The following is a 17930-nucleotide window of genomic DNA, read 5'->3' as shown; positions in this document are numbered from 1 at the left end:
AATAGCGCGTGCGTTTTTGGGGACGCGAAGAGCGGGCTCAAAGCTGGCGCAACGCATCGCTCGCACGGGAAGACCCGAGCGCCCGTTGCATGGCTTGCCGGGACTGCGCGCGATCCGGGGTGATCCAGTTCGGTTCGGCGCCGAGAAAGCGGTCGAGGAAAGCCACCGCATAGGCCGGCATCTCGGTCACATTCTCGCGATAGGACCACCAGGTGCGCAAATCGTCGGCGCATTTGTCGATGCCGGGTGCCGTGCCGAATTCCTGCTCGTGGATCGCCGAAATCACCGAGACGCAGTAGTTGGTGTAGAGGAAACCCTCCGGCCAGAAGCGGACGATTTCCAGCGTGCCGGCGTTCGTTTCCGTCTCGATCAGCTGCGTGAGGCCGGAGATTTCCCTGGCCGGCGCCTGTTTTATCAGCTCACGCAGCACGAGGCCGGCGGCAAAGACGATGAAGTCGGCGCGGTCGATCGCGGCGAAGCGCTTCTGCGCCTCCATGATCTCGACCCAGTCGAGAAAGGCCCTGGTGAGCTTGGCCTCGTCGATCTCGAAGCGCACGCCGAACGTGTCCGAGACCACCTTGGCGCTGCCGCGAAAGGTGGCGCGGAACCAGCGCAACTGCCGCAGCCGATGGCGAAGATCGGGCATCAAGGCCAGTTCGTCCCTGAAGGGCAGGTCCATGTTTCCTCGTATCCTGTTTCCCGGTCAGCCTAGCACAAGGGCGCCGCCGCCGAAATCTGTCAGCGGCCCTGTGGATGACCGCTTCAGAGGCCAATATCATACATATTGACATTCTCGGAAACAAATGTTCTCACTTTGCTGTTGTCACGCGCCGGTCCAAGGTGCGATTCAACTGAGGCTTCGGGAGGAGAACCGAATGGCGATTTGGCAGTGGGGACTGCTTCTGCTGGTTATCGTGTGGGCACTGCAGTCGCTCGGCGTCTGGCTGCAGATGCGGCATTATTCGGATGTCTTCAGGGGCGTCACCGACCAGTACAAGGACGGCTTCGTCGGAGCCGGCAATTTTCGCGGCCGGTTGGCCAAGGGCACCATCGCGCTCGTCGTGGTGACGCCCGATCTGGTCGTGCGCCGCCTGATGGTGATGAGCGGCCGTTCCGTCTTCACCAAGTTCAAGAGACATGAAGAATTCGAGGGTGTTCCCCTCGATCGACTCCGGTCCAACCCTGCAATCATGGGGGAGGGGGAACCCGGTGTGGCCGAGGCCGTGAAACGGGCGATCGAGCAGATCGACAAAACACGGTCGGAGCCGGGGAAGAAGCCGGGCCTGTCCGGTTTGAACGTAGCAAGGGCTTAGAGCCGGATGATTTCGGGCTCTAAATCAAAGGGATAGAGGACGCCGCGCACCGACTGGGATCAACCGGCGGGTGGCATAAGGAGGAGAAATGTCTGTATTTTCGTTGTTGGCGCAGCATGCCGACATGGCCGTGCACAATCTGCATGTCGCAGGTGCCATGGTTTCGGATGCCGCATTGCATGGCAAGCTCGCTGTCGAGCATGCCTCCGACCATCTCGTTGTCCTCGCACAAGCGGACAGCGGACCGATCACCGTCGATCAGTTCAAGGAAAAGCTGAAGGACGTCCAGCAGGAAGAGCAGCTCGGCTGGCTGACCGCCATCGGCAAGTACTTCATCGGCATCTTCCAGAAGGGTGGCGAGGTCTTCGCCGGCTTCGTCACCGGCATCATTCCGACGCTGGTGGTGCTGATGACGGCCTTCTATGCCGTCACCGAACTGGTCGGTGAAGAGCGCGTGCATGGCCTGGCGCGCGGCGCCGGCCGGATCGCGCTGACGCGCTACACGCTTTTGCCGCTGCTGGCGGTGTTCTTCCTCACCAATCCGATGGCCTATACGTTCGGATCGTTCCTGGAAGAAAAGCACAAGCCAGCCTTCTATGACGCGGCCGTGTCCTATGTGCACCCGCCGCTCGGCCTGTTCCCGCACATCAATCCCGGCGAGTATTTCGTCTGGGGCGGCATTCTCGTCGCGCTGCTGGAGCTGGAAAAGAAGGGCGTCGTCGTCGCCGGCTACCACGTCAAGGTGGCGATCTGGTACGCCATCGTCGGCCTCGTCGTCATCCTGCTCAAGGGCATGCTGACCGAACGCATCACCGCGATCATGGCACGCCGCCAAGGCGTCGAGCTGTAAGGGCGGGGAGGACATCATGGCCAAGACATATAAAGCCGTAAAGATCTCCCAGGGCAAAACCGGCTGGGGTGGCCCGCTCATCATCGAGCCGACCGAACAACGCAGCAAGGTGGTTTCCGTCACCGGTGGTGGCATTCACCCGGTGGCGCAGCTCATCGCCGACATGACCGGCGCCGAGGCCGTCGACGGCTTCAGGGCACCGCCGATCGAAAGCGAGATGGCGGTTGTCGTCGTCGATTGCGGCGGCACCGCACGATGCGGCGTCTATCCGCGCAAACGTATCCCGACCGTCAATCTGACGCCGGTCGGTCAATCCGGGCCGCTGGCCCAGTTCATCACCGAGGACATCTACGTTTCGGGCGTGAAGCCGGCCAACATCACAATGGCGGACGGATCCGAAACGATCACGACTGCAGGGGGAGCAGCAGCGATGAGTTCAAGCAACAATGCGACCGCGGCACCACAGCCGCTGCCGAGCGAAGGTGGGCTGATCGGCCTCATCAGCACGATCGGCCGCGTCATGGGACGTATCGTCGGCATCTTCTTCAATGCCGGCCGCCGCACCATCGACCAGGTCATCCGCAACGTGCTGCCGTTCATGGCCTTCGTGACCATGCTCATCGGTCTGATCCTGTATACCGGCATCGGCGATGTGCTGGCGCAGCCGATGGGTCCGCTGGCCAACAACATCGTCGGCCTGCTGATCATCTCGGCGATCTGCGGCCTACCGTTCCTGTCGCCCATCCTCGGGCCAGGCGCTGTCATCGCGCAGGTCATCGGCGTCGCCATCATCGGCCCGCAGATCGCCAACGGCACGATTTCGCCGGCAATGGCACTGCCGGCGCTGTTTGCCTACAATACCCAGGTGGGCTGCGACTTCGTCCCCGTCGGCCTGGCGCTCGGCGAGGCCAAGCCTAAGACGATCGAAATCGGCGTTCCGGCGGTGCTCATCAGCCGCCAGATCATGGGGCCGGTCTCGGTGCTGATCGCCTGGGTCGTCAGCCTGATCGTGTTCTAAGGCAATTCCGGGAAAAGCGCACAATGCTTTCCCTTGGAAACTGCGTCAAAACAAAGAGATAGAGCGGTTCACCGCTCTAGGGAAAGTTGAGAAAATGAGGTTCGCCATATGACGGTTCTTTTGAGAACACGGGTCACTGCCATCGGCCCCGAAGTGGCGGACCTTGCCGAAGGGGGCGTGGTCATCCTGTTTGCGGATGGCTCGCCGCCGGAGCTTGCCGAGGTTTCGGTGCTCCACAAGGCGGAGCAGGGACCAAGTGACGGAGCGCCCGCCAAGGGCGCTTCGATCACCCTCGGCCCGGTTGCCGCTGTTATCACAGCGGTCGGCTCCAGCGCGTGGAGCAAGGTGCTGGAAATGGGTCATGTCGTCATTTCGTTCAACGGCGCTACCGAGGCCGAGAGACCGGGCGAGATCTGTGCGTCGCAAGTCGATCCGCAAGCGCTCGTGGCCGCCCTGAAGACCGGCGCGATCATCACCATCGCCGCCTGACAGCATTCGCGCCGCGGCCTATATTGGGAGCGGCGCCCAAAACCAGAGTATTTGCCATGGAACGCTCGACCATCGTCAGAGTGCATGAAGGTTTGCACGCCCGTCCCGCGACGCGGTTCGTGAAGCTCGCCAAGGGCTTCGAATCCGACGTCGAACTGGTCAAGGACGGCAAGGCGGTCAGCGCCAAGAGTTCGGTCAAGCTGATGCTGCTGGCGGTCAAGGAGAACCAGGAAGTCACGGTGCGGGCGAATGGTGCCGATGCCATCGAGGCGCTCGAGGCGCTGATCGGCTATCTCGAGAATCCGCGGGCCGGCCTCGATGACGAGGCGGAAGCGCAGAGCCCGGCCAACGATGCCGGGCAGGAAGCGGCACCCGCGCCGGGATCCGTGCCGGCGGCACCTGGCGGGGCAAACCGCTTGCGTGGCGTGGCGGCCAGCGAAGGTTTCGCCATCGGCCCGGCCTTTGCGCATTTCCCATCCGATATCGCTGGACAGGGCCGCATGTTGCGGGCCGAGGAGATAGAAGGCGAGATCGACAGGTTCCGCACGGCTGTCGGCGCGGTCCAGGCCCGCATGGATCATGCGTTGGCGCAGGACAGCCTGTCGGCTGGAGACCGCGGCATCGTCGCCGCGCTGCGCGATATCGCCGCCGACGACAGCCTGACTGGTGAGGCCGAGGGCCTGATCAAGGGCGGCAACGACGCGGTTTCCGCCGTCATCACCGCCGCCTCCACCATTGCCGCCGAATTCAGCGCCGTCGACGATCACTATCTCAACGCGCGGGCGGATGATGTCCACGCCGTTGGGCGGCAGATTTGCCTGGTGTTGCTGGGCCAAGACGATGTCAGCCTCGAAAACATCCCCGAAGGCGCTATCCTGATCGCCGACGACATCGGCGCCTGGGATCTGGCACGCGCGCCGCTGAAGCGTATCGGCGGCGTGGTGTGCGGTCATGGCGGCGCCACCTCGCACATCGCCATCATCGCGCGCTCGCACGGCATTCCGGCCGTGCTCGGCCTCGGCGACCAGGTCAATGCCTTGCGTACCGCGCGAGACGTCGCGCTCGACGGCAATGCCGGCCATGTGATCATCGACCCCGACGAGGCGACCCGTGCCGATTTCGCCGGCCGCGTCGAAGCGGCGGCAAAGGAGCGCGCCGGGCTGACCGTCTTCAAGACGGTGACGCCGAAGCTCGCCGACGGCAGGATCATCGAGGTGGCGGCCAATATCGGCTCACTCGAGGAAATCGAAGCGGCGCAAGAGGCTGGTGCCATGGGCATCGGCCTGTTCCGCACCGAGCTTTTGTTCATGCGCCATATGCATCTGCCCTCGGAAGACATGCAGGCCGAGACCTATGCGGCGCTGGCCAAGGCTTTTGCGCCTTATCCGGTCATTGTGCGCACGCTCGACATCGGCGGTGACAAGCCGATTGCCGGCATCGAATTTCCCGACGAGGAGAATCCCTTCCTCGGCTGGCGCGGCATCCGCATGTGTCTCGACCGGCCCGACATCTTCAAGCGCCAACTGCGGGCGCTGCTGCGCGCAGCCGTGCACGGCAACATCAAGGTGATGCTGCCGATGGTGTCCGACATCTCGGAGGTCAGGCAGACGCGCGTGCTGGTCGACGAATGCACGGCCGAGCTGAAAGCCGAAGGCGTGCCGCACGCATCATTCGATCTCGGCGTCATGATCGAAACCCCGGCCGCCGTGCTGATCGCCCCGGCGCTGGCCAAGGAGGTCGCTTTCTTCTCGATCGGCACCAACGATCTGACCCAGTACATCATGGCCGCCGATCGGCTCAATCCGACCGTCGCCAAGCTCAACGATGTCACCAATCCGGCCGTCATGTCGGCGATCGAAATGACGGCAAAAGCCGGCGTCGCCGCCGGTATCATGGTCGGCATGTGCGGTGAGGCGGCCGGCCGTCCGGATCTGATTGCGACTTTCGTGAAGATGGGGCTGACCGAACTCTCGATGAGCCCGGCTTCGATCCAGCGCGCCAAAAAAGCGATTATGGCCATGGCCGCCGAAGGCTAGCCCAGGCCGGCTGACTACGGCAGATGGGCAAGCAAGGTGGCGAAGACCGGTGTCAATTCACTGATCGGGTTTGCCTTGGCGCAAGCCTGAACGATGCGATCGTGGCGAATATCCGCCGCCAGGATCGCGATCTCCAGCATGTCCGGCTCCGGCGCGCCGTCGCTGCCGGTGGTCGCCAGGCCGCAGGCCAAAGCGAGCGGCGCCAGGCAGCTTATGTCGAGCGCCCCGCCGCCCGCCGGCGTTCCCGGCACGGTCTCGGCAAAGCGAACGGGACGCTGATTGAGGCACTCGACCAGCAGCGCCGAGCAGGTGGCCGCGACTGCCTGCAGTCCGGCACCCGGCGCGGCCAATGCGGCCAGGAGATCGCCATGCCGCTTGCGCATCGTGGCATGGACGGCCGCGAAATCGGCTTCGTGGATGCGGGCATTGTCGATGTTCAGGCCGGCAAGCACCGCTTTGGTCAGATAATACATATCGCGCCGGAACAGGCGCTCGGCGTCCAGTTGGCGATCCTCGTTGCCGACCGGGAAATAGGTGCCGAGGCCCTTCACCGTGGTGCCGTCCACCTTGATCGGGCGCTCATGCGGGACGAAAGCTTCGGCGACCGACAGTGCTTCGTCGACGGCACTCGCGGCATGGCTGAGCAGGCCTTCGATGCCCTTGCCTGGAAACGGCGGCAGATGGCTGGTTGCTTCGCGCAGGATACTGGCATGGCCGCTGCCGTCATGGCGGCTCTGGCGGATGATTTCGCGGACTTCCCGCAGCCGGTCCTTCAGATTGACGCGGACATCTTCGGAGATTTGTCGGAGCATCGCGGATCGCCTTGAAATTTGCTGCGGATAGCCGACCGGGCAGCCGCCACTCTCTACATTGTTCCTATCGATAGGTAGATCAATAGGCGATACTAGACCAGCATGCAGAATCGGCGGCGGCGCCCTCGTCCGTCGCCGCAGGGGGAGAGACAGACTTGGGCAGACGACGACAGGGCGAAAGCGAAGACGGTCGAGGCGAGGCAACCGAGCTGGTCGCTAGCGAAAGCCGGACGGATCGCCTCAGGATTCGCGCCGCCTGGATGTATTTCGTCGAGCAGATGACGCAGAACGAGATCGCCGACGTGCTCGGCGTCGGTCGCGTCACCATCGTGCGCATGCTGGCGGATGCCCGGGCGCGCAACGAAGTGAAGATCACCATCGAGAGCGAATTGTCGGAAATCGTGCGGCTTGAGCGCGCATTGGAGAAGACGTTCGGGCTGCAGCAGGCTCTGGTGGCGCCGCTTTCGGCAGCCGATGCCGATCCCATATCAGCGATCAGCGCCAAAACCGGCAGCTTCCTGTCGGACACGATGAAGTCCGGCATGCGGGTCGGTGTCGGCTGGGGGCAGACGCTGTTCTCGAGCCTGCCCTTCATCAGCGCCAAGTCGCTCACCGACTTCAAGGTGATTTCGCTGCTTGGCGGTGTCGGCGTCGTGCGCCGGGTCAACCCAGCCGAGTTCGCCTGGCGCTTCGCTCAGATATTCCAGGGCGACGGCTATCTGATGCCGACACCAGCCGTGGTCGACAGCGTCGAGACCAAGATCGCCCTGATCGAGCGCTGCGGCCTGCAGGAGATTTTCGAAATGGCCGACGTGCTCGATGCCGTTCTGCTGAGCGTCGGCGGGATCGCCTCGGCCACCACCTTCTCTCGTGGTGGCTTCCTCAAGGAGGCGGATCGGGAGGCCCTGCTTGCGCGTGGCGCCGTGGGTGACCTCCTGTTCCATTTCTTCGACCGCAACGGCGATCTGGTCGACCATCCCGTCAACAGCCACGTGATGTCGGTGGATGTCGACCGTCTGCGCAAGGCGCCGATCCGCATCCTCACCTCCGGTGGCGAGGAGAAGACCGAAGCGCTGCTCGGCGCCATGACCCTCATCGCCCCAACCATCCTGATCACCGACGAGGAGAGCGCGCGGCGCATGCTGGAAGCGGTCAGCGGAAGCTGAAGCTGTCCATGATGTAGTCCGGCCACGCCTGCTGTTCGTCGAAAACAGCGGCGAGATCCGGTGTGTCCGCCAGTATTCCGCTCAGCACCAGCGCGGTGGCGAGGCCGGTGCTGTTTCCCCCCGATATGTCGTGTTCGACGCTGTCGCCGACGCAGACCACGGTGCGACGGTCCGGCTCGCCGGCCAGCGCCAGCGCGGCTTCGAAAATCGCCGTGTCGGGCTTGCCGATGCGGGTAACGCTGCCGCCCAGGCTCTCGTAGAGATCGGCCAGCCGGCCGGCGCCGAAGCGAGGGCCAACGGCCGTCAGCATGATGATGTCGGGATTGGTGCAGAAACACGGCACCCGCCGCTCCGCCGCCGGCGCGAACAGCCTGCGATAATGGTCAAAGTCAAAGCGGTCACCCTCGCTGGCCGCGATCAGCACCAGCTCGGCCTCATCGCCGGACCCGGTCAGCGCAAATGGCAGGCCTTCGATCGCGGAGCGGTCATTGTCGCGGCTGATCAGCAGGCATTTTGTCCCCGGGCGCAGCTTTCCCGACGCCGCCATCTCCCCAAAGGATCGCCACGCCACCTCCCCGGAAGAAACGAAATGATCCCAGCTTCCCGGTTCGAAGCCGAGTTTCATGAGCCGGCTTTCATTGGGTTGAGCCCGCCTGCCGGAGTTCGAAACCAGCACCACGGTCTTGCCGGCGCGTTTCAGCGCCGATAGCGCTGCCACCGCGCCTGGATAGGGCCGCGTGCCGTCGTGCAGCACGCCGAACTGGTCGAGCAGGAACACATTATAGCGCTCCGCCAGCGGCCCGAGGCCGTCGAGACGTTCGATCGTTTTCGCGCTCATAGGAGTCCTGCCCGGCTTGCACCCATCAGCGCCAGCCGCGCCGTGCCGGCGGCGGCCTCGTCGGAAAGCGCGGGCAGGAAATCGACGCCGAGCCTGCGACGCCGGATTGCCGTCCAGGCCGGGTTCGCTGCCCCGCCTCCGACGCTCCTGACCGATATCAGCGTGGGCGCGCCGAGTTCGGCAAGCCTGTCATAGCCGAGCGCTTCGATCGCGGCGATGCCTTCGAACATCGCTTTCAGATAATCGGCGTCGTCCGCCGGCCGCGGCGCAAGGCGAGGCGGCAGCGCCGGATCGGCGATCGGAAACCGTTCGCCCGTGGCGGGAAGCGGATAGTAATCGAGGCCGGTGCCCGTCTCCGGGTCGATTGTCGCGCTGAGTTCGATGATACGGGCGAGCGGAAAGTGCTGGGCCAGCACCTTGCCGCCTGAGTTCGAGGCACCGCCCGCCAGCCAGGCGTTGCCGAGCCGGTGGCTGTAGATGCCGAAGCGCGGCGCCGAAATCGGCCGGTCGGACAGGATCTTGATGGTCAGCGAGGATCCCAGCGCAGTGACGCCGTCGCCGATCGCGGCAGCACCGGTCGCCAGGAACGAGGCGCAGCCATCCGTGGTGCCGGCGACGACGGCCACATCGCGCGGCAAGCCGAACAGTTCCCCGGCTTCCGCGGTGAGGGCGCCCGTGACCTCGCCCGGCACGACCACGCGCGGCAGCAACTCCATGCGCATTCCGGTCGCCGCGATCCATTCCGGCCAGCGGCGGGCCTCGACATCATAACCTGTCTTCAGGGCATTGTTCTCGTCGCTGACGTCGAAGCGGCCGGAGAAGTTTCCGGCAATCCAGTCGGCCTGATGCAGCACCATTGCAATCCCCGGCAGATGCTGGAAGCGCAGGGCCTTGGCGAGGCCGGATGTCGCTCCGTGCGCTGCACTTGCAGCCGGCGCGGTGCGGGCGATCGCGGCCAGGATGTCGTCGTCATCGACCTTGTCGTTGTACATCAGCGGTTCGGCCAGCGGCCGCCCGGCGGCGTCGACCGGCAGCAGCGTGCCGGAGGTGCCGTCGACGGCGATGGCGCGGACCGCCGTGCGGTCGATGCCGGAAAGCAGCTCCGTCAGCACCGCCTTCACCGCTTGCCGCCACGCCGTGGGGGCTCGGCCATCGCCGCCAAACCTGTCGAGTGGGACGGCCGAATGCCCGGCTATGGAAAAGTCAGGGCGCATGGCGACGGCGCGCGCACCTGATGTGCCAATGTCGATGCCGATGACAAGTGGCATCATGTCCATGCTAGCCGCCAGCCGCGTTGAGCTTCTGGCGATACTGCTCGGCGTCCCAGTTGACCAGCTCGTCATTCTCGGAAGCGGTGAGATAGTTCAGCCGCGCGGCGATGTCGACACGCGCCGTCACGTCGGCGAGGCAGCGTTGCATGGCATCGGCGCCGGCACTGGCGTCGCCGCGCATCAGCACGCCTGCGCCGGGAAACAGGATCGCCGCAGGCGGCGTGCCCAGTCTCGCAACGACATCGGCCACGGCCTCGCCTGGCTTCGCCACGACGGAGCCCTGGCCGAGGAAGATGACGTGGTCCGGATAGAGGCTGCCGGCCTGCGCCATGCGGCGGCTCTCAGGGTCGAGCGCAACCGCATGCGCTTCGACATCGGCCGGCAATCTGTAGCCGCTGTCGCCGGCAAGCGCGGCCAAGGCGTCGAGGTCGGGTGCGGCGGTCGCGCGCGCCGGCCGGGCCAGCAATGACCTGATACGGCGCAGCAGAAGCTCCGCCCCGGCGACGGTTTCGGCAGCGACGACCAGCCCGTGATTGCCAAGGATCAGCACGTCGACACCAGGCCGCAGTTTTTCGGCAATGCCGCGTGCAAGCGGCAGGCCGGGCCGGAAATAGGGCACATAGGCCCATTCGATGCCATCGAGCCGCTTGGCGACCTCGGCCTCGCCATCGGCCTGCACGGCAAGCGAGATGGTGTCGACGCAATGGACATGCAGAACGACGCGCTGCGGCATCAAAGCGTGCACCGTGGTCTCGATCGATGGCCGCAGGCCGCGCGGGTTGAGCGCTGCAATGGTGAAACCCTGCGGCTGGTCGGCGGCGCGATCGCGCTGTTCGACGGCTTTCAGCAGCGGCGCCATCGCCACCGGCACCATGATGTCATCGACGAGCGCGTCTTTCAGCCAGGTGCCGGAGGCCTTGATCCACAGCGTGTCGCCGGCTTTCAGCGAGGTGTTGCCGCCTGCCGCCTGGGTGAGATGCGGGCTCCGCCCGATGCTGGCCGAAAGCGCCCGCAAGGCCGCCAGTTCCTGCGCGTCAGCTTGGGTCGCCATGGCGCTTTTCCTCCAACGGCTCGGCCGTGTCCTGCGCGAAATCCCGTTGCCGGGATCGAATTGGCGCTGATATCGCAGAAACGAGTGATCTACGTCAATAGTGATCTACTGTCATCAAACACGCTTGCAATCCGACTAATGTTGAGTAAGTTACGCCAATTGCCATGGAAAATGGCATCCGGGAGGAAAGAATTGAGCGACTCCGGCCGTCAGCGTCAGATCGTCGAACTGTTGCGGGATCGTCCGTTCGCTTCGGTGCGCGAGTTGCAGGAGCGGCTTGGCGTTTCAGCCGCGACGGTCAGGCGCGATATCGACAGGATCGACGAGGCCGGCGAAGCGCGGAAGGTCTATGGCGGCATCTCGGCGCTCGACGGCGCTTCCCAGGCCGGTGTTGCCTACGCCAGGCCTTACGACGAGAACCGCGACCTTGCGGTCGAGGCCAAGCGGCAGATCGCTGCTCTCGCGGCGACCATGGTGCGCGACGGCGACGCCGTCATCGTGCATGGCGGCTCGACCTGCTTCCATCTGGGCGTCAAGCTCGCCGAGCGCAACATCCGCCTCTACACCAACTCGATGCCGCTGGCGGCCTATCTCAGCGACCACGGCCATTGCAGCCTGACGGTTGCGGGCGGTGATCTGCATCGCGAACCCGGCATCATTCATTCGCTCAGCCAGGCCGTGCCCTTCTATGCCTCCAAATTCTTTCTCGGCGCGCAAGGCCTTGGCCAGGAAGGCGTGATGGAATCGCACCCGCTGCTGGTACGCTCGATCGTCGATCTCAGCCTTTGCGCCGACCAGATCGTGGTGCTGGCCGACAGCCGCAAACTGTCGATCCACGCGCGCAACGTCGCGCTGCCGCTTTCCCGCATCGGCACGCTGGTCACCGACGACGGTCTCTCCGACGCCGATGCGCGCATGCTGGAAGACGCCGGCGTCATGGTGCGGATAGCCTCGGGAGCCATCCAGTGAAGGTGGCTGTCCTCGATTTCGGCAAGACCAATTCGAAGCTGTTCGTCTTCGGCCAGGACGGGCGGATCATCGACGAGCGCCGGACACAGCCGAAATGGATGCGCCAAGGCGGCTTCAGCGTGCTCGACGAGGCGGCGCTCCACCATTGGGCGCTCAGCGCCGTTGCCGATGCGGTCGACGGTCATGGAATGGAAGGGGTCATGGTGTCGGGCCATGGCTGCACCTTTGCCTTGGTCGACGAAGCGGCGCTGACGCATCCGATCCTCGATTACGAGCAAGAGCCGCCGGCCGAGATTGCCGCGCGGATCGATCGCCGCATTCCGGACTTTTCCGAGACCTTTTCGCCGCGGCTGCCGCTCGGCTTCAACTACGGCCGCCACATGCTGTGGCTGCAGGAGGTCGATCCCGACGCGTTCGCTACGTCGAAATCGATCCTCGGCTATCCGCAATACTGGAGCTGGCGCCTTGGCGGGCGGGCGGTCTCGGAAGTGTCCTATCTCGGCTGCCATTCGCATCTGTGGGCGCCGCGGAGCCAGGACTTTTCCTCGCTGGTCGACGCGCAGGGCTGGCGTGGCCGGATGCCTGGCTTCGAGCGCGCCGGCACTGTTATCGGCGAGCACCGCCTCGACGCTGCGGCGCGACCGATCGCCATCCACAACGGCGTCCATGATTCGAATGCGGCGCTCTATGCCTATCGCCGGCAGGAGCTTGGCCCGGTCACCGTCGTTTCGACCGGCACCTGGGTCGTCGTGCTCAATCCGGACTGCCCGCTCGACACGCTCGACCGGGATCGCGACATGCTGGTCAACGTCGATGTCGATGGCGGCCCGGTGCCGACCATTCGCTTCATGGGCGGGCGCGAATTCGCAACCATCAGCGGCGGCTGGCAAGGCGAGATCGCCGGTCCGGTGGTGCAGCGGGTGATCGATGCCGGCATCATGGCGCTGCCGAGCTTCGCGCCAGGTGGGCCGATGCCCAGTCAGTCCGGCCGGCTGGTGGGGCGCACGCCCGATGCCGAGGAACGCGCGGCGGCGGCGCTGCTCTACGTCGCGCTGATGGTCGATCTGTCGCTCGACCTCATCCATTCGAACAACACGGTGATCGTCGATGGCGGGCTGAACACAGGCGGTGTGTTGGCCGGACTGCTGGCGCAGTTGCGTCCCGGCCAGGCTTTCCTGCAGGGCGCCACGCTGGAGGGCAGCGCCACGGGTGCAGCGGCGCTCGCCTTCGAGAGCGTCGGGCGCGAATTCGCCGCCGAAGTTCCAGAGCCGGTGCACGCGTCGCGTTTCACCGGGTTGGCAGGCTATCGCAGCAACTGGCGTGACGCCACGATGGACCGGGGCGTCGCCGGTGCGGCAGTGGGAGGTGCGCGATGAGTGCGATTGCCCAGGCCGAGACGGCGCGTCAGCCGGTGCTGGAGATGCGCCACATCTCAAAGACGTTCGGCGCGATCCGAGCCTTGCACGATGTCTCGCTCAGCGTCCATGCCGGGGAGCTGCACGCCCTGATGGGCGAGAACGGCGCCGGCAAGTCGACATTGATGAAAGTGCTTTCAGGCGCCTATCGGCCGGATGCCGGCGGCGAGATCCTGATCGACGGCATGCCGGCTGCGACCGGCGATCCGATCAAGGCGCGCGCCAGCGGCGTCGCGGTGATCTATCAGGAGCTGTCGCTGGCGCCCAATCTGACGGTGGCGCAGAACATCTTCCTCGGCAACGAGCCGCGACGCTTCGGCATCGTCGATCGCGACCAGTGCACCCGGCGCGCCAGCGAGATCATCAAGCGGCTCGGCGTTTCCTTTTCGGCCCGCGACATGGTCTCCAGCCTGTCGCTCGGCGAGCGCCAGCTGGTCGAGATCGCCCGCGCGCTATCGACCAATGCGCGCATCATCGTCATGGACGAGCCGACCACGTCGCTGACCTCGCGCGAGACCGACCGGCTGTTCGAGGTCATCGCGACGCTGAAATCGCAAGGCATCGCCATCATCTACATCAGCCACCGCATGGAAGAGGTGTACCAGCTTGCCGACCGCGTCAGCGTGCTGCGCGACAGCGGTTATGTCGGCACGCTCGAGCGTGCCGACCTCAGTGCCTCGCGCCTCGTCTCGATGATGGTCGGCCGCGATTTGTCGGCTTTCTACAAGAAGGATCATCGGCCGCCGGATGAAAAGCGCGCGGTGGCGCTCTCGGTGCGCGCCATGTCCGACGGCCGTCTCCTGAAAAACTGTTCGTTCGACCTGCACAAGGGCGAGGTGCTGGCGCTGGCGGGTCTGGTCGGTTCCGGCCGCACAGAGCTTGCGCGGCTGATCTTCGGCGCCGACAGGCACATTTCAGGCACGCTGGAACTCGACGGCAAACCTGTAACCATCGGCTCGCCGCGCGAGGCGCTCGATGCCGGCATCGCCTATCTGACCGAGGACCGCAAGGAACTCGGCCTGTTCCTCGACATGTCGATCTCCGACAATATCAGCATGGGCGTGCTGGCGCGGGATTCGCGTGCCGGCGGCTTGCGCGACTTCGCGGCCGCCGAAAGGCGTGCTTCCAAGGCCGTTGCCGATCTCTCCATCCGCACCAGTTCGGTGCAGGCCAATGCCGGCTCGCTGTCGGGCGGCAACCAGCAGAAGGTGCTGCTCGCCCGCCTGCTCGAGACCGAGCCGAAGGTCGTCATCCTCGACGAGCCGACCCGCGGCGTCGATGTCGGAGCGAAATCGGAAATCTACCGGCTGATCGACAATCTCGCCAAGCAGGGCATCGCCATCCTGATGATCTCCAGCGAACTGCCCGAGGTGATCGGCGTCGCCGACCGGGTGCTGGTGATGCGCGACGGCACGATATCGGGCGAGGTGACGGCATCGCAAGGCGAACCGCTAAGCCAGGAGGAAATCATGGAACTTGCAACGGGAGCGGCCCAGCAATGACCGACAAGGCGACCGAGATCAGCGCAGTCGGCCAGGCGACCGGCACGAGCCGACGGTTGCGCACGGCTTTCGCTGCCCTTGGCATGCTGCCGGTGCTGATCCTGCTGGCGGCCGGCTTCCAGTTCCTGAACCCGCGCTTCCTGACCGAGACCAACCTGTTGATCGTCACCCAGCAGTCGTCGATCAACATCGTGCTGGCGGCCGGCATGACCTTCGTCATCCTCACCGGCGGCATCGACCTGTCCGTCGGCGCCATCCTCGCCGCATCGGCGATGGTGGCGGTGATCGTATCGCTGGTGCCGGACTGGGGTCTGCTCGGCGTGCCGGCGGCCATTCTGGTCGGCCTCGGCTTCGGCCTCATCAACGGGCTGCTCATCGCCTACATCAAGCTGCCGCCCTTCATCGTCACGCTGGGTTCGCTGACCGCGGTGCGCGGTGTCGCCCGCCTGCTCGGCCAGGACACCACGGTGTTCAATTCGGACCTGCCGTTCGATTTCATCGGCAACGGTTCGCTGTTCGGCATCCCGTGGCTGGTCATCATCGCACTGTCGGTGGTGGTGCTGTCCTGGCTGGTGCTCAAGCGCACCGTGCTCGGCACCTGGATCTACGCCGTCGGCGGCAATGCCGAAGCGGCGCGGCTGACCGGTATCAAGGTGCCGCTGGTGCTGCTCTTCGTCTATGGCGTTTCCGGCCTGCTGGCCGGCCTCGGCGGCGCCATGTCGGCGGCCCGGCTCTACGCCGCCAACGGCTTGCAGCTGGGCCAGTCCTACGAACTCGACGCTATTGCCGCGGTCATTCTCGGCGGCACCAGCTTCGTCGGCGGCGTCGGCTCGATCTGGGGAACGCTGATCGGCGGCCTGATCATCGCGGTGCTCTCCAACGGGCTCATCTTGGCCGGTGTCTCGGACATCTGGCAGTACATCATCAAGGGATTGGTCATCATCGTGGCGGTCGCCCTCGACCGCTACAGGCTCCAGGCAGGAGCAAGAACGTGATTGACCTTAGTCGCCGGCGTCAACGACCGGTTTGTGTAACGCACCGTGAGAGGCGCGGGGCAATCGGAGGAAAGCAATGAAGACCATCGCCAAACTGCTCTGCGGCGTCGCACTCGCGTCGCTCGCCATCGCGCCTGCTTCGGCCAAGGACCTCAACAAGGTCGGTATCTCGGTCGGCCTGCTCGGCAATCCCTTCTTCGTCGCCACCATCAAGGGCATCGAGGACGCGGCCAAGAAGATCAACCCGAAAGTCGAGGTGACCTCGGTATCGGCCGACTATGACCTCAACAAGCAGGTCTCGCAGGTCGATTCGTTCATCGCCGCCGGTGTCGACGTGATCATGCTCAATGCCGTCGACGCCAAGGCGATCGCGCCGGCGGTGAAGAAGGCACAGGCCGCGGGCATCGTCGTTGCCGCCTTCGACGTTTCGGCTCCGGGCGCCGACGTCACCGTGATGACCAACAACGTCAAGGCCGGCGAAGAGGCCTGCCAGTATCTGGTCGACCACACCGGCGGCAAGGGCGACTACGTCATCCTCAACGGACCGGCATCGTCCTCGATCCTGGAGCGGGTGAAGGGCTGCAAGAACGTGCTTTCGCAGCATCCCGACATCAAGATCCTCTCCGACGACCAGAATGCCGAAGGCTCGCGCGACGGCGGCCTGAAGGTGTTTCAGTCGCTGCTCACCCGCTTCGACAAGATCGATGCGGTGTTTGCCATCAATGACCCGACGGCGATCGGCGCCCAGCTCGCGGCCAAGCAGCTCAACCGTTCGGAGTTCATCTTCACCGCCGTCGACGGCGCGCCCGATATCGAGAAGGAACTCTCTTCCGGCACCTCGATGATCAAGGCCTCGGCCTCGCAGGATCCCTATGTGATGGCCGGCCAGTCACTGACGATGGCGGCCGAACTGCTGGCCGGCAAGAAGCCGGCGGAGCCGACCGTTCTGCTCGACCCGAAGCTGATCACGGCCGAGAACCTGAAGGACTACAAGGGCTGGACCGCAGCCCGCTAAATTCTTCCCAAGGCCGGTGCGGCCGGGATGACCCGGCCGCACCTTGTCAGCACCGGAGACGATGATGTCGCGTATTGGAATCCATTCTTTCGTCTGGTCGGCGAGCTCGGCTCAGGCCGATCTGGAGCGCACGCTGGCCAACACCAGGGAGGCCGGCTTCGACCTCATCGAATTCTCCTATCTCGACCCCGCCAATGTCGACATCGGCGGGCTTGCGGGGCGCATCGCCGATCTTGGCCTCGGCGTGGCGATCAGCATCGGATTGCCTGTTGACGGCGATATTTCGAGCGCCGACAGGGCGATTGCCGCGCGCGGCGTCGAAATCCTCAACGATACCATCGCGCTGACGCGTGACCTCGGCGGTCGGAAGGTCGCCGGCATTCTCTCGACCAGCCACGGATTGCAGGTCGAGGCGCCGACGCGCGATCAATGGCAGCGCAGTGCCGGCACGCTGGCCAAGGTTGCCGAGACAGCCAAGGCGGCCGGCGTCACGCTCAACCTCGAGATCGTCAACCGCTTCGAAAGCAATCTGCTCAACACCGCCGCGCAAGGACTGGCCTTCATCGAGGACACTGGCTCGGACAACATCTTCCTGCATCTCGACACGTTCCACATGAACATCGAGGAGGCCGATGTCGGGCTGGCCATCCGTCAAGCCGCGGACAAGATCGGCTATGTCCATATCGGCGAAAGCCATCGCGGCTTCCTCGGCACCGGCAATATCGATTTCGCCGCGATCTTCGATGCGCTGACGGCGATCGGCTACAGCGACGATCTCAGCTTCGAATCCTTCTCTTCGGAAATCGTCGATGAGAACCTGTCGAAGAAGACCGCCATCTGGCGCAATCTGTGGACGGACAACATGGCGCTGGCCAAGCACGCGCGCGCCTTCATCGGGCTCGGGCTGGAGACGGCAAGGCGCAAGGCGGAACTCGTCTCGGCGCGCCACAAACCCTAACCCGCCCGTCGAGAGGGCGCGGCGTGCGCCGCATGGCAGGGCTCTGACTTCAAATCAACAAACGGCCTTATGGCAGCCAGTGCTGGCAGCTTTTGCGCCGCCAGCTTTTTTCGCGATAGGAATTTTTTCTTGACTCGGTGACCTCAGCTATGGTACATTTTTGCCTATGGTGCTGATTTGCGCCAGTGACCCGCCGCACAGGCGGGTTTTTGTTTGATGCACCGTCAGCCAA

General features: G+C 64.7%; 17 protein-coding genes. 12 read left to right on the top strand and 5 right to left on the bottom strand.

Features of this window, described 5'->3' with window-relative positions; translation table 11 throughout:
• Positions 1–37 precede the first annotated feature (37 nt).
• Positions 38–679 carry a hypothetical protein gene (locus A4R29_RS26115; protein ID WP_027162939.1) on the bottom strand — a complete coding sequence of 214 codons (642 nt, stop codon included), beginning with the start codon at positions 677–679 and terminating at the stop codon, positions 38–40.
• 196 nt (positions 680–875) lie between these two features.
• On the opposite strand from A4R29_RS26115, the gene A4R29_RS26110 reads away from it, so the two are divergent.
• The 5 genes from A4R29_RS26110 (at position 876) to ptsP (ending at position 5706) form a co-directional block, all read left to right on the top strand.
• Positions 876–1313: a transcriptional regulator GutM gene (locus tag A4R29_RS26110; RefSeq protein WP_013529327.1), complete on the top strand. Its 438-nt coding sequence runs from the start codon at positions 876–878 to the stop codon at positions 1311–1313.
• Positions 1314–1401: 88 nt separating this feature from the next.
• Entirely contained in the window at positions 1402–2163 is a 762-nt protein-coding gene (gene srlA / locus A4R29_RS26105; protein ID WP_013529328.1) for a PTS glucitol/sorbitol transporter subunit IIC, read from the top strand.
• Positions 2164–2179: 16 nt separating this feature from the next.
• Positions 2180–3181: a PTS glucitol/sorbitol transporter subunit IIB gene (gene srlE / locus A4R29_RS26100; protein WP_024503717.1), complete on the top strand. Its 1002-nt coding sequence runs from the start codon at positions 2180–2182 to the stop codon at positions 3179–3181.
• A 108-nt stretch (positions 3182–3289) separates the two neighbouring features.
• Positions 3290–3670, top strand: a complete 381-nt coding sequence (locus A4R29_RS26095; RefSeq protein ID WP_013529330.1) for a PTS glucitol/sorbitol transporter subunit IIA — start codon at positions 3290–3292, stop codon at positions 3668–3670.
• Between the two features lie 56 nt (positions 3671–3726).
• Positions 3727–5706: a phosphoenolpyruvate--protein phosphotransferase gene (gene ptsP / locus A4R29_RS26090; RefSeq protein WP_063173180.1), complete on the top strand. Its 1980-nt coding sequence runs from the start codon at positions 3727–3729 to the stop codon at positions 5704–5706.
• Positions 5707–5720: 14 nt separating this feature from the next.
• Here ptsP and A4R29_RS26085 read toward each other — a convergent pair whose 3' ends face one another.
• The gene (locus tag A4R29_RS26085; RefSeq protein ID WP_063173179.1) at positions 5721–6518 is read right to left on the bottom strand and encodes a hypothetical protein; all 798 of its coding nucleotides are present in this window, start codon (positions 6516–6518) and stop codon (positions 5721–5723) included.
• A gap of 155 nt (positions 6519–6673) precedes the next feature.
• Between A4R29_RS26085 and A4R29_RS26080 the strand changes: the two genes are divergently transcribed.
• Positions 6674–7684 (top strand): sugar-binding transcriptional regulator, encoded by a 1011-nt coding sequence (locus tag A4R29_RS26080; RefSeq protein ID WP_063173178.1) that lies wholly within the window; start codon positions 6674–6676, stop codon positions 7682–7684.
• On the opposite strand, the gene A4R29_RS26075 is transcribed toward A4R29_RS26080, so the two are convergent.
• From A4R29_RS26075 to A4R29_RS26065, 3 genes are read right to left on the bottom strand one after another with little or no spacing between them, the layout of a single operon-like run.
• Positions 7671–8522: a TIGR01459 family HAD-type hydrolase gene (locus A4R29_RS26075; RefSeq protein ID WP_063173177.1), complete on the bottom strand. Its 852-nt coding sequence runs from the start codon at positions 8520–8522 to the stop codon at positions 7671–7673. The two genes, A4R29_RS26080 and A4R29_RS26075, sit on opposite strands and share 14 nt — an antisense overlap.
• Entirely contained in the window at positions 8519–9793 is a 1275-nt protein-coding gene (locus tag A4R29_RS26070) for an FGGY-family carbohydrate kinase (RefSeq protein WP_063173812.1), read from the bottom strand. The genes A4R29_RS26075 and A4R29_RS26070 overlap by 4 nt, the downstream gene beginning before the upstream one ends.
• Before the next feature lie 7 nt (positions 9794–9800).
• On the bottom strand, positions 9801–10844 hold the full coding sequence (locus tag A4R29_RS26065; RefSeq protein WP_027162934.1) for a class II aldolase/adducin family protein: 1044 nt from the start codon (positions 10842–10844) through the stop codon (positions 9801–9803).
• Between the two features lie 192 nt (positions 10845–11036).
• On the opposite strand from A4R29_RS26065, the gene A4R29_RS26060 reads away from it, so the two are divergent.
• From A4R29_RS26060 to A4R29_RS26035, 6 genes are all read left to right on the top strand, one after another.
• Entirely contained in the window at positions 11037–11813 is a 777-nt protein-coding gene (locus A4R29_RS26060) for a DeoR/GlpR family DNA-binding transcription regulator (RefSeq protein WP_013529337.1), read from the top strand.
• Positions 11810–13189: an acetate and sugar kinases/Hsc70/actin family protein gene (locus tag A4R29_RS26055; protein ID WP_063173176.1), complete on the top strand. Its 1380-nt coding sequence runs from the start codon at positions 11810–11812 to the stop codon at positions 13187–13189. The genes A4R29_RS26060 and A4R29_RS26055 overlap by 4 nt, the downstream gene beginning before the upstream one ends.
• On the top strand, positions 13186–14730 hold the full coding sequence (locus tag A4R29_RS26050) for a sugar ABC transporter ATP-binding protein (RefSeq protein ID WP_063173175.1): 1545 nt from the start codon (positions 13186–13188) through the stop codon (positions 14728–14730). The genes A4R29_RS26055 and A4R29_RS26050 overlap by 4 nt, the downstream gene beginning before the upstream one ends.
• Positions 14727–15725, top strand: a complete 999-nt coding sequence (locus A4R29_RS26045) for an ABC transporter permease subunit (protein WP_013529340.1) — start codon at positions 14727–14729, stop codon at positions 15723–15725. Before A4R29_RS26050 ends, A4R29_RS26045 begins: the two co-directional genes overlap by 4 nt.
• A 76-nt stretch (positions 15726–15801) precedes the next feature.
• Positions 15802–16740: an ABC transporter substrate-binding protein gene (locus A4R29_RS26040; RefSeq protein ID WP_013529341.1), complete on the top strand. Its 939-nt coding sequence runs from the start codon at positions 15802–15804 to the stop codon at positions 16738–16740.
• A 64-nt stretch (positions 16741–16804) separates the two neighbouring features.
• The gene (locus tag A4R29_RS26035) at positions 16805–17698 is read left to right on the top strand and encodes a sugar phosphate isomerase/epimerase family protein (protein ID WP_063173811.1); all 894 of its coding nucleotides are present in this window, start codon (positions 16805–16807) and stop codon (positions 17696–17698) included.
• Positions 17699–17930: the final 232 nt, after the last annotated feature.

It is taken from the genome of Mesorhizobium ciceri biovar biserrulae (genome assembly GCF_001618845.1).
GTDB classification, from domain to species: domain Bacteria; phylum Pseudomonadota; class Alphaproteobacteria; order Rhizobiales; family Rhizobiaceae; genus Mesorhizobium; species Mesorhizobium ciceri.
The sequence above is the reverse complement of the archived record's forward strand: the minus strand, read 5'-3'. Positions and strand labels throughout refer to the sequence as shown.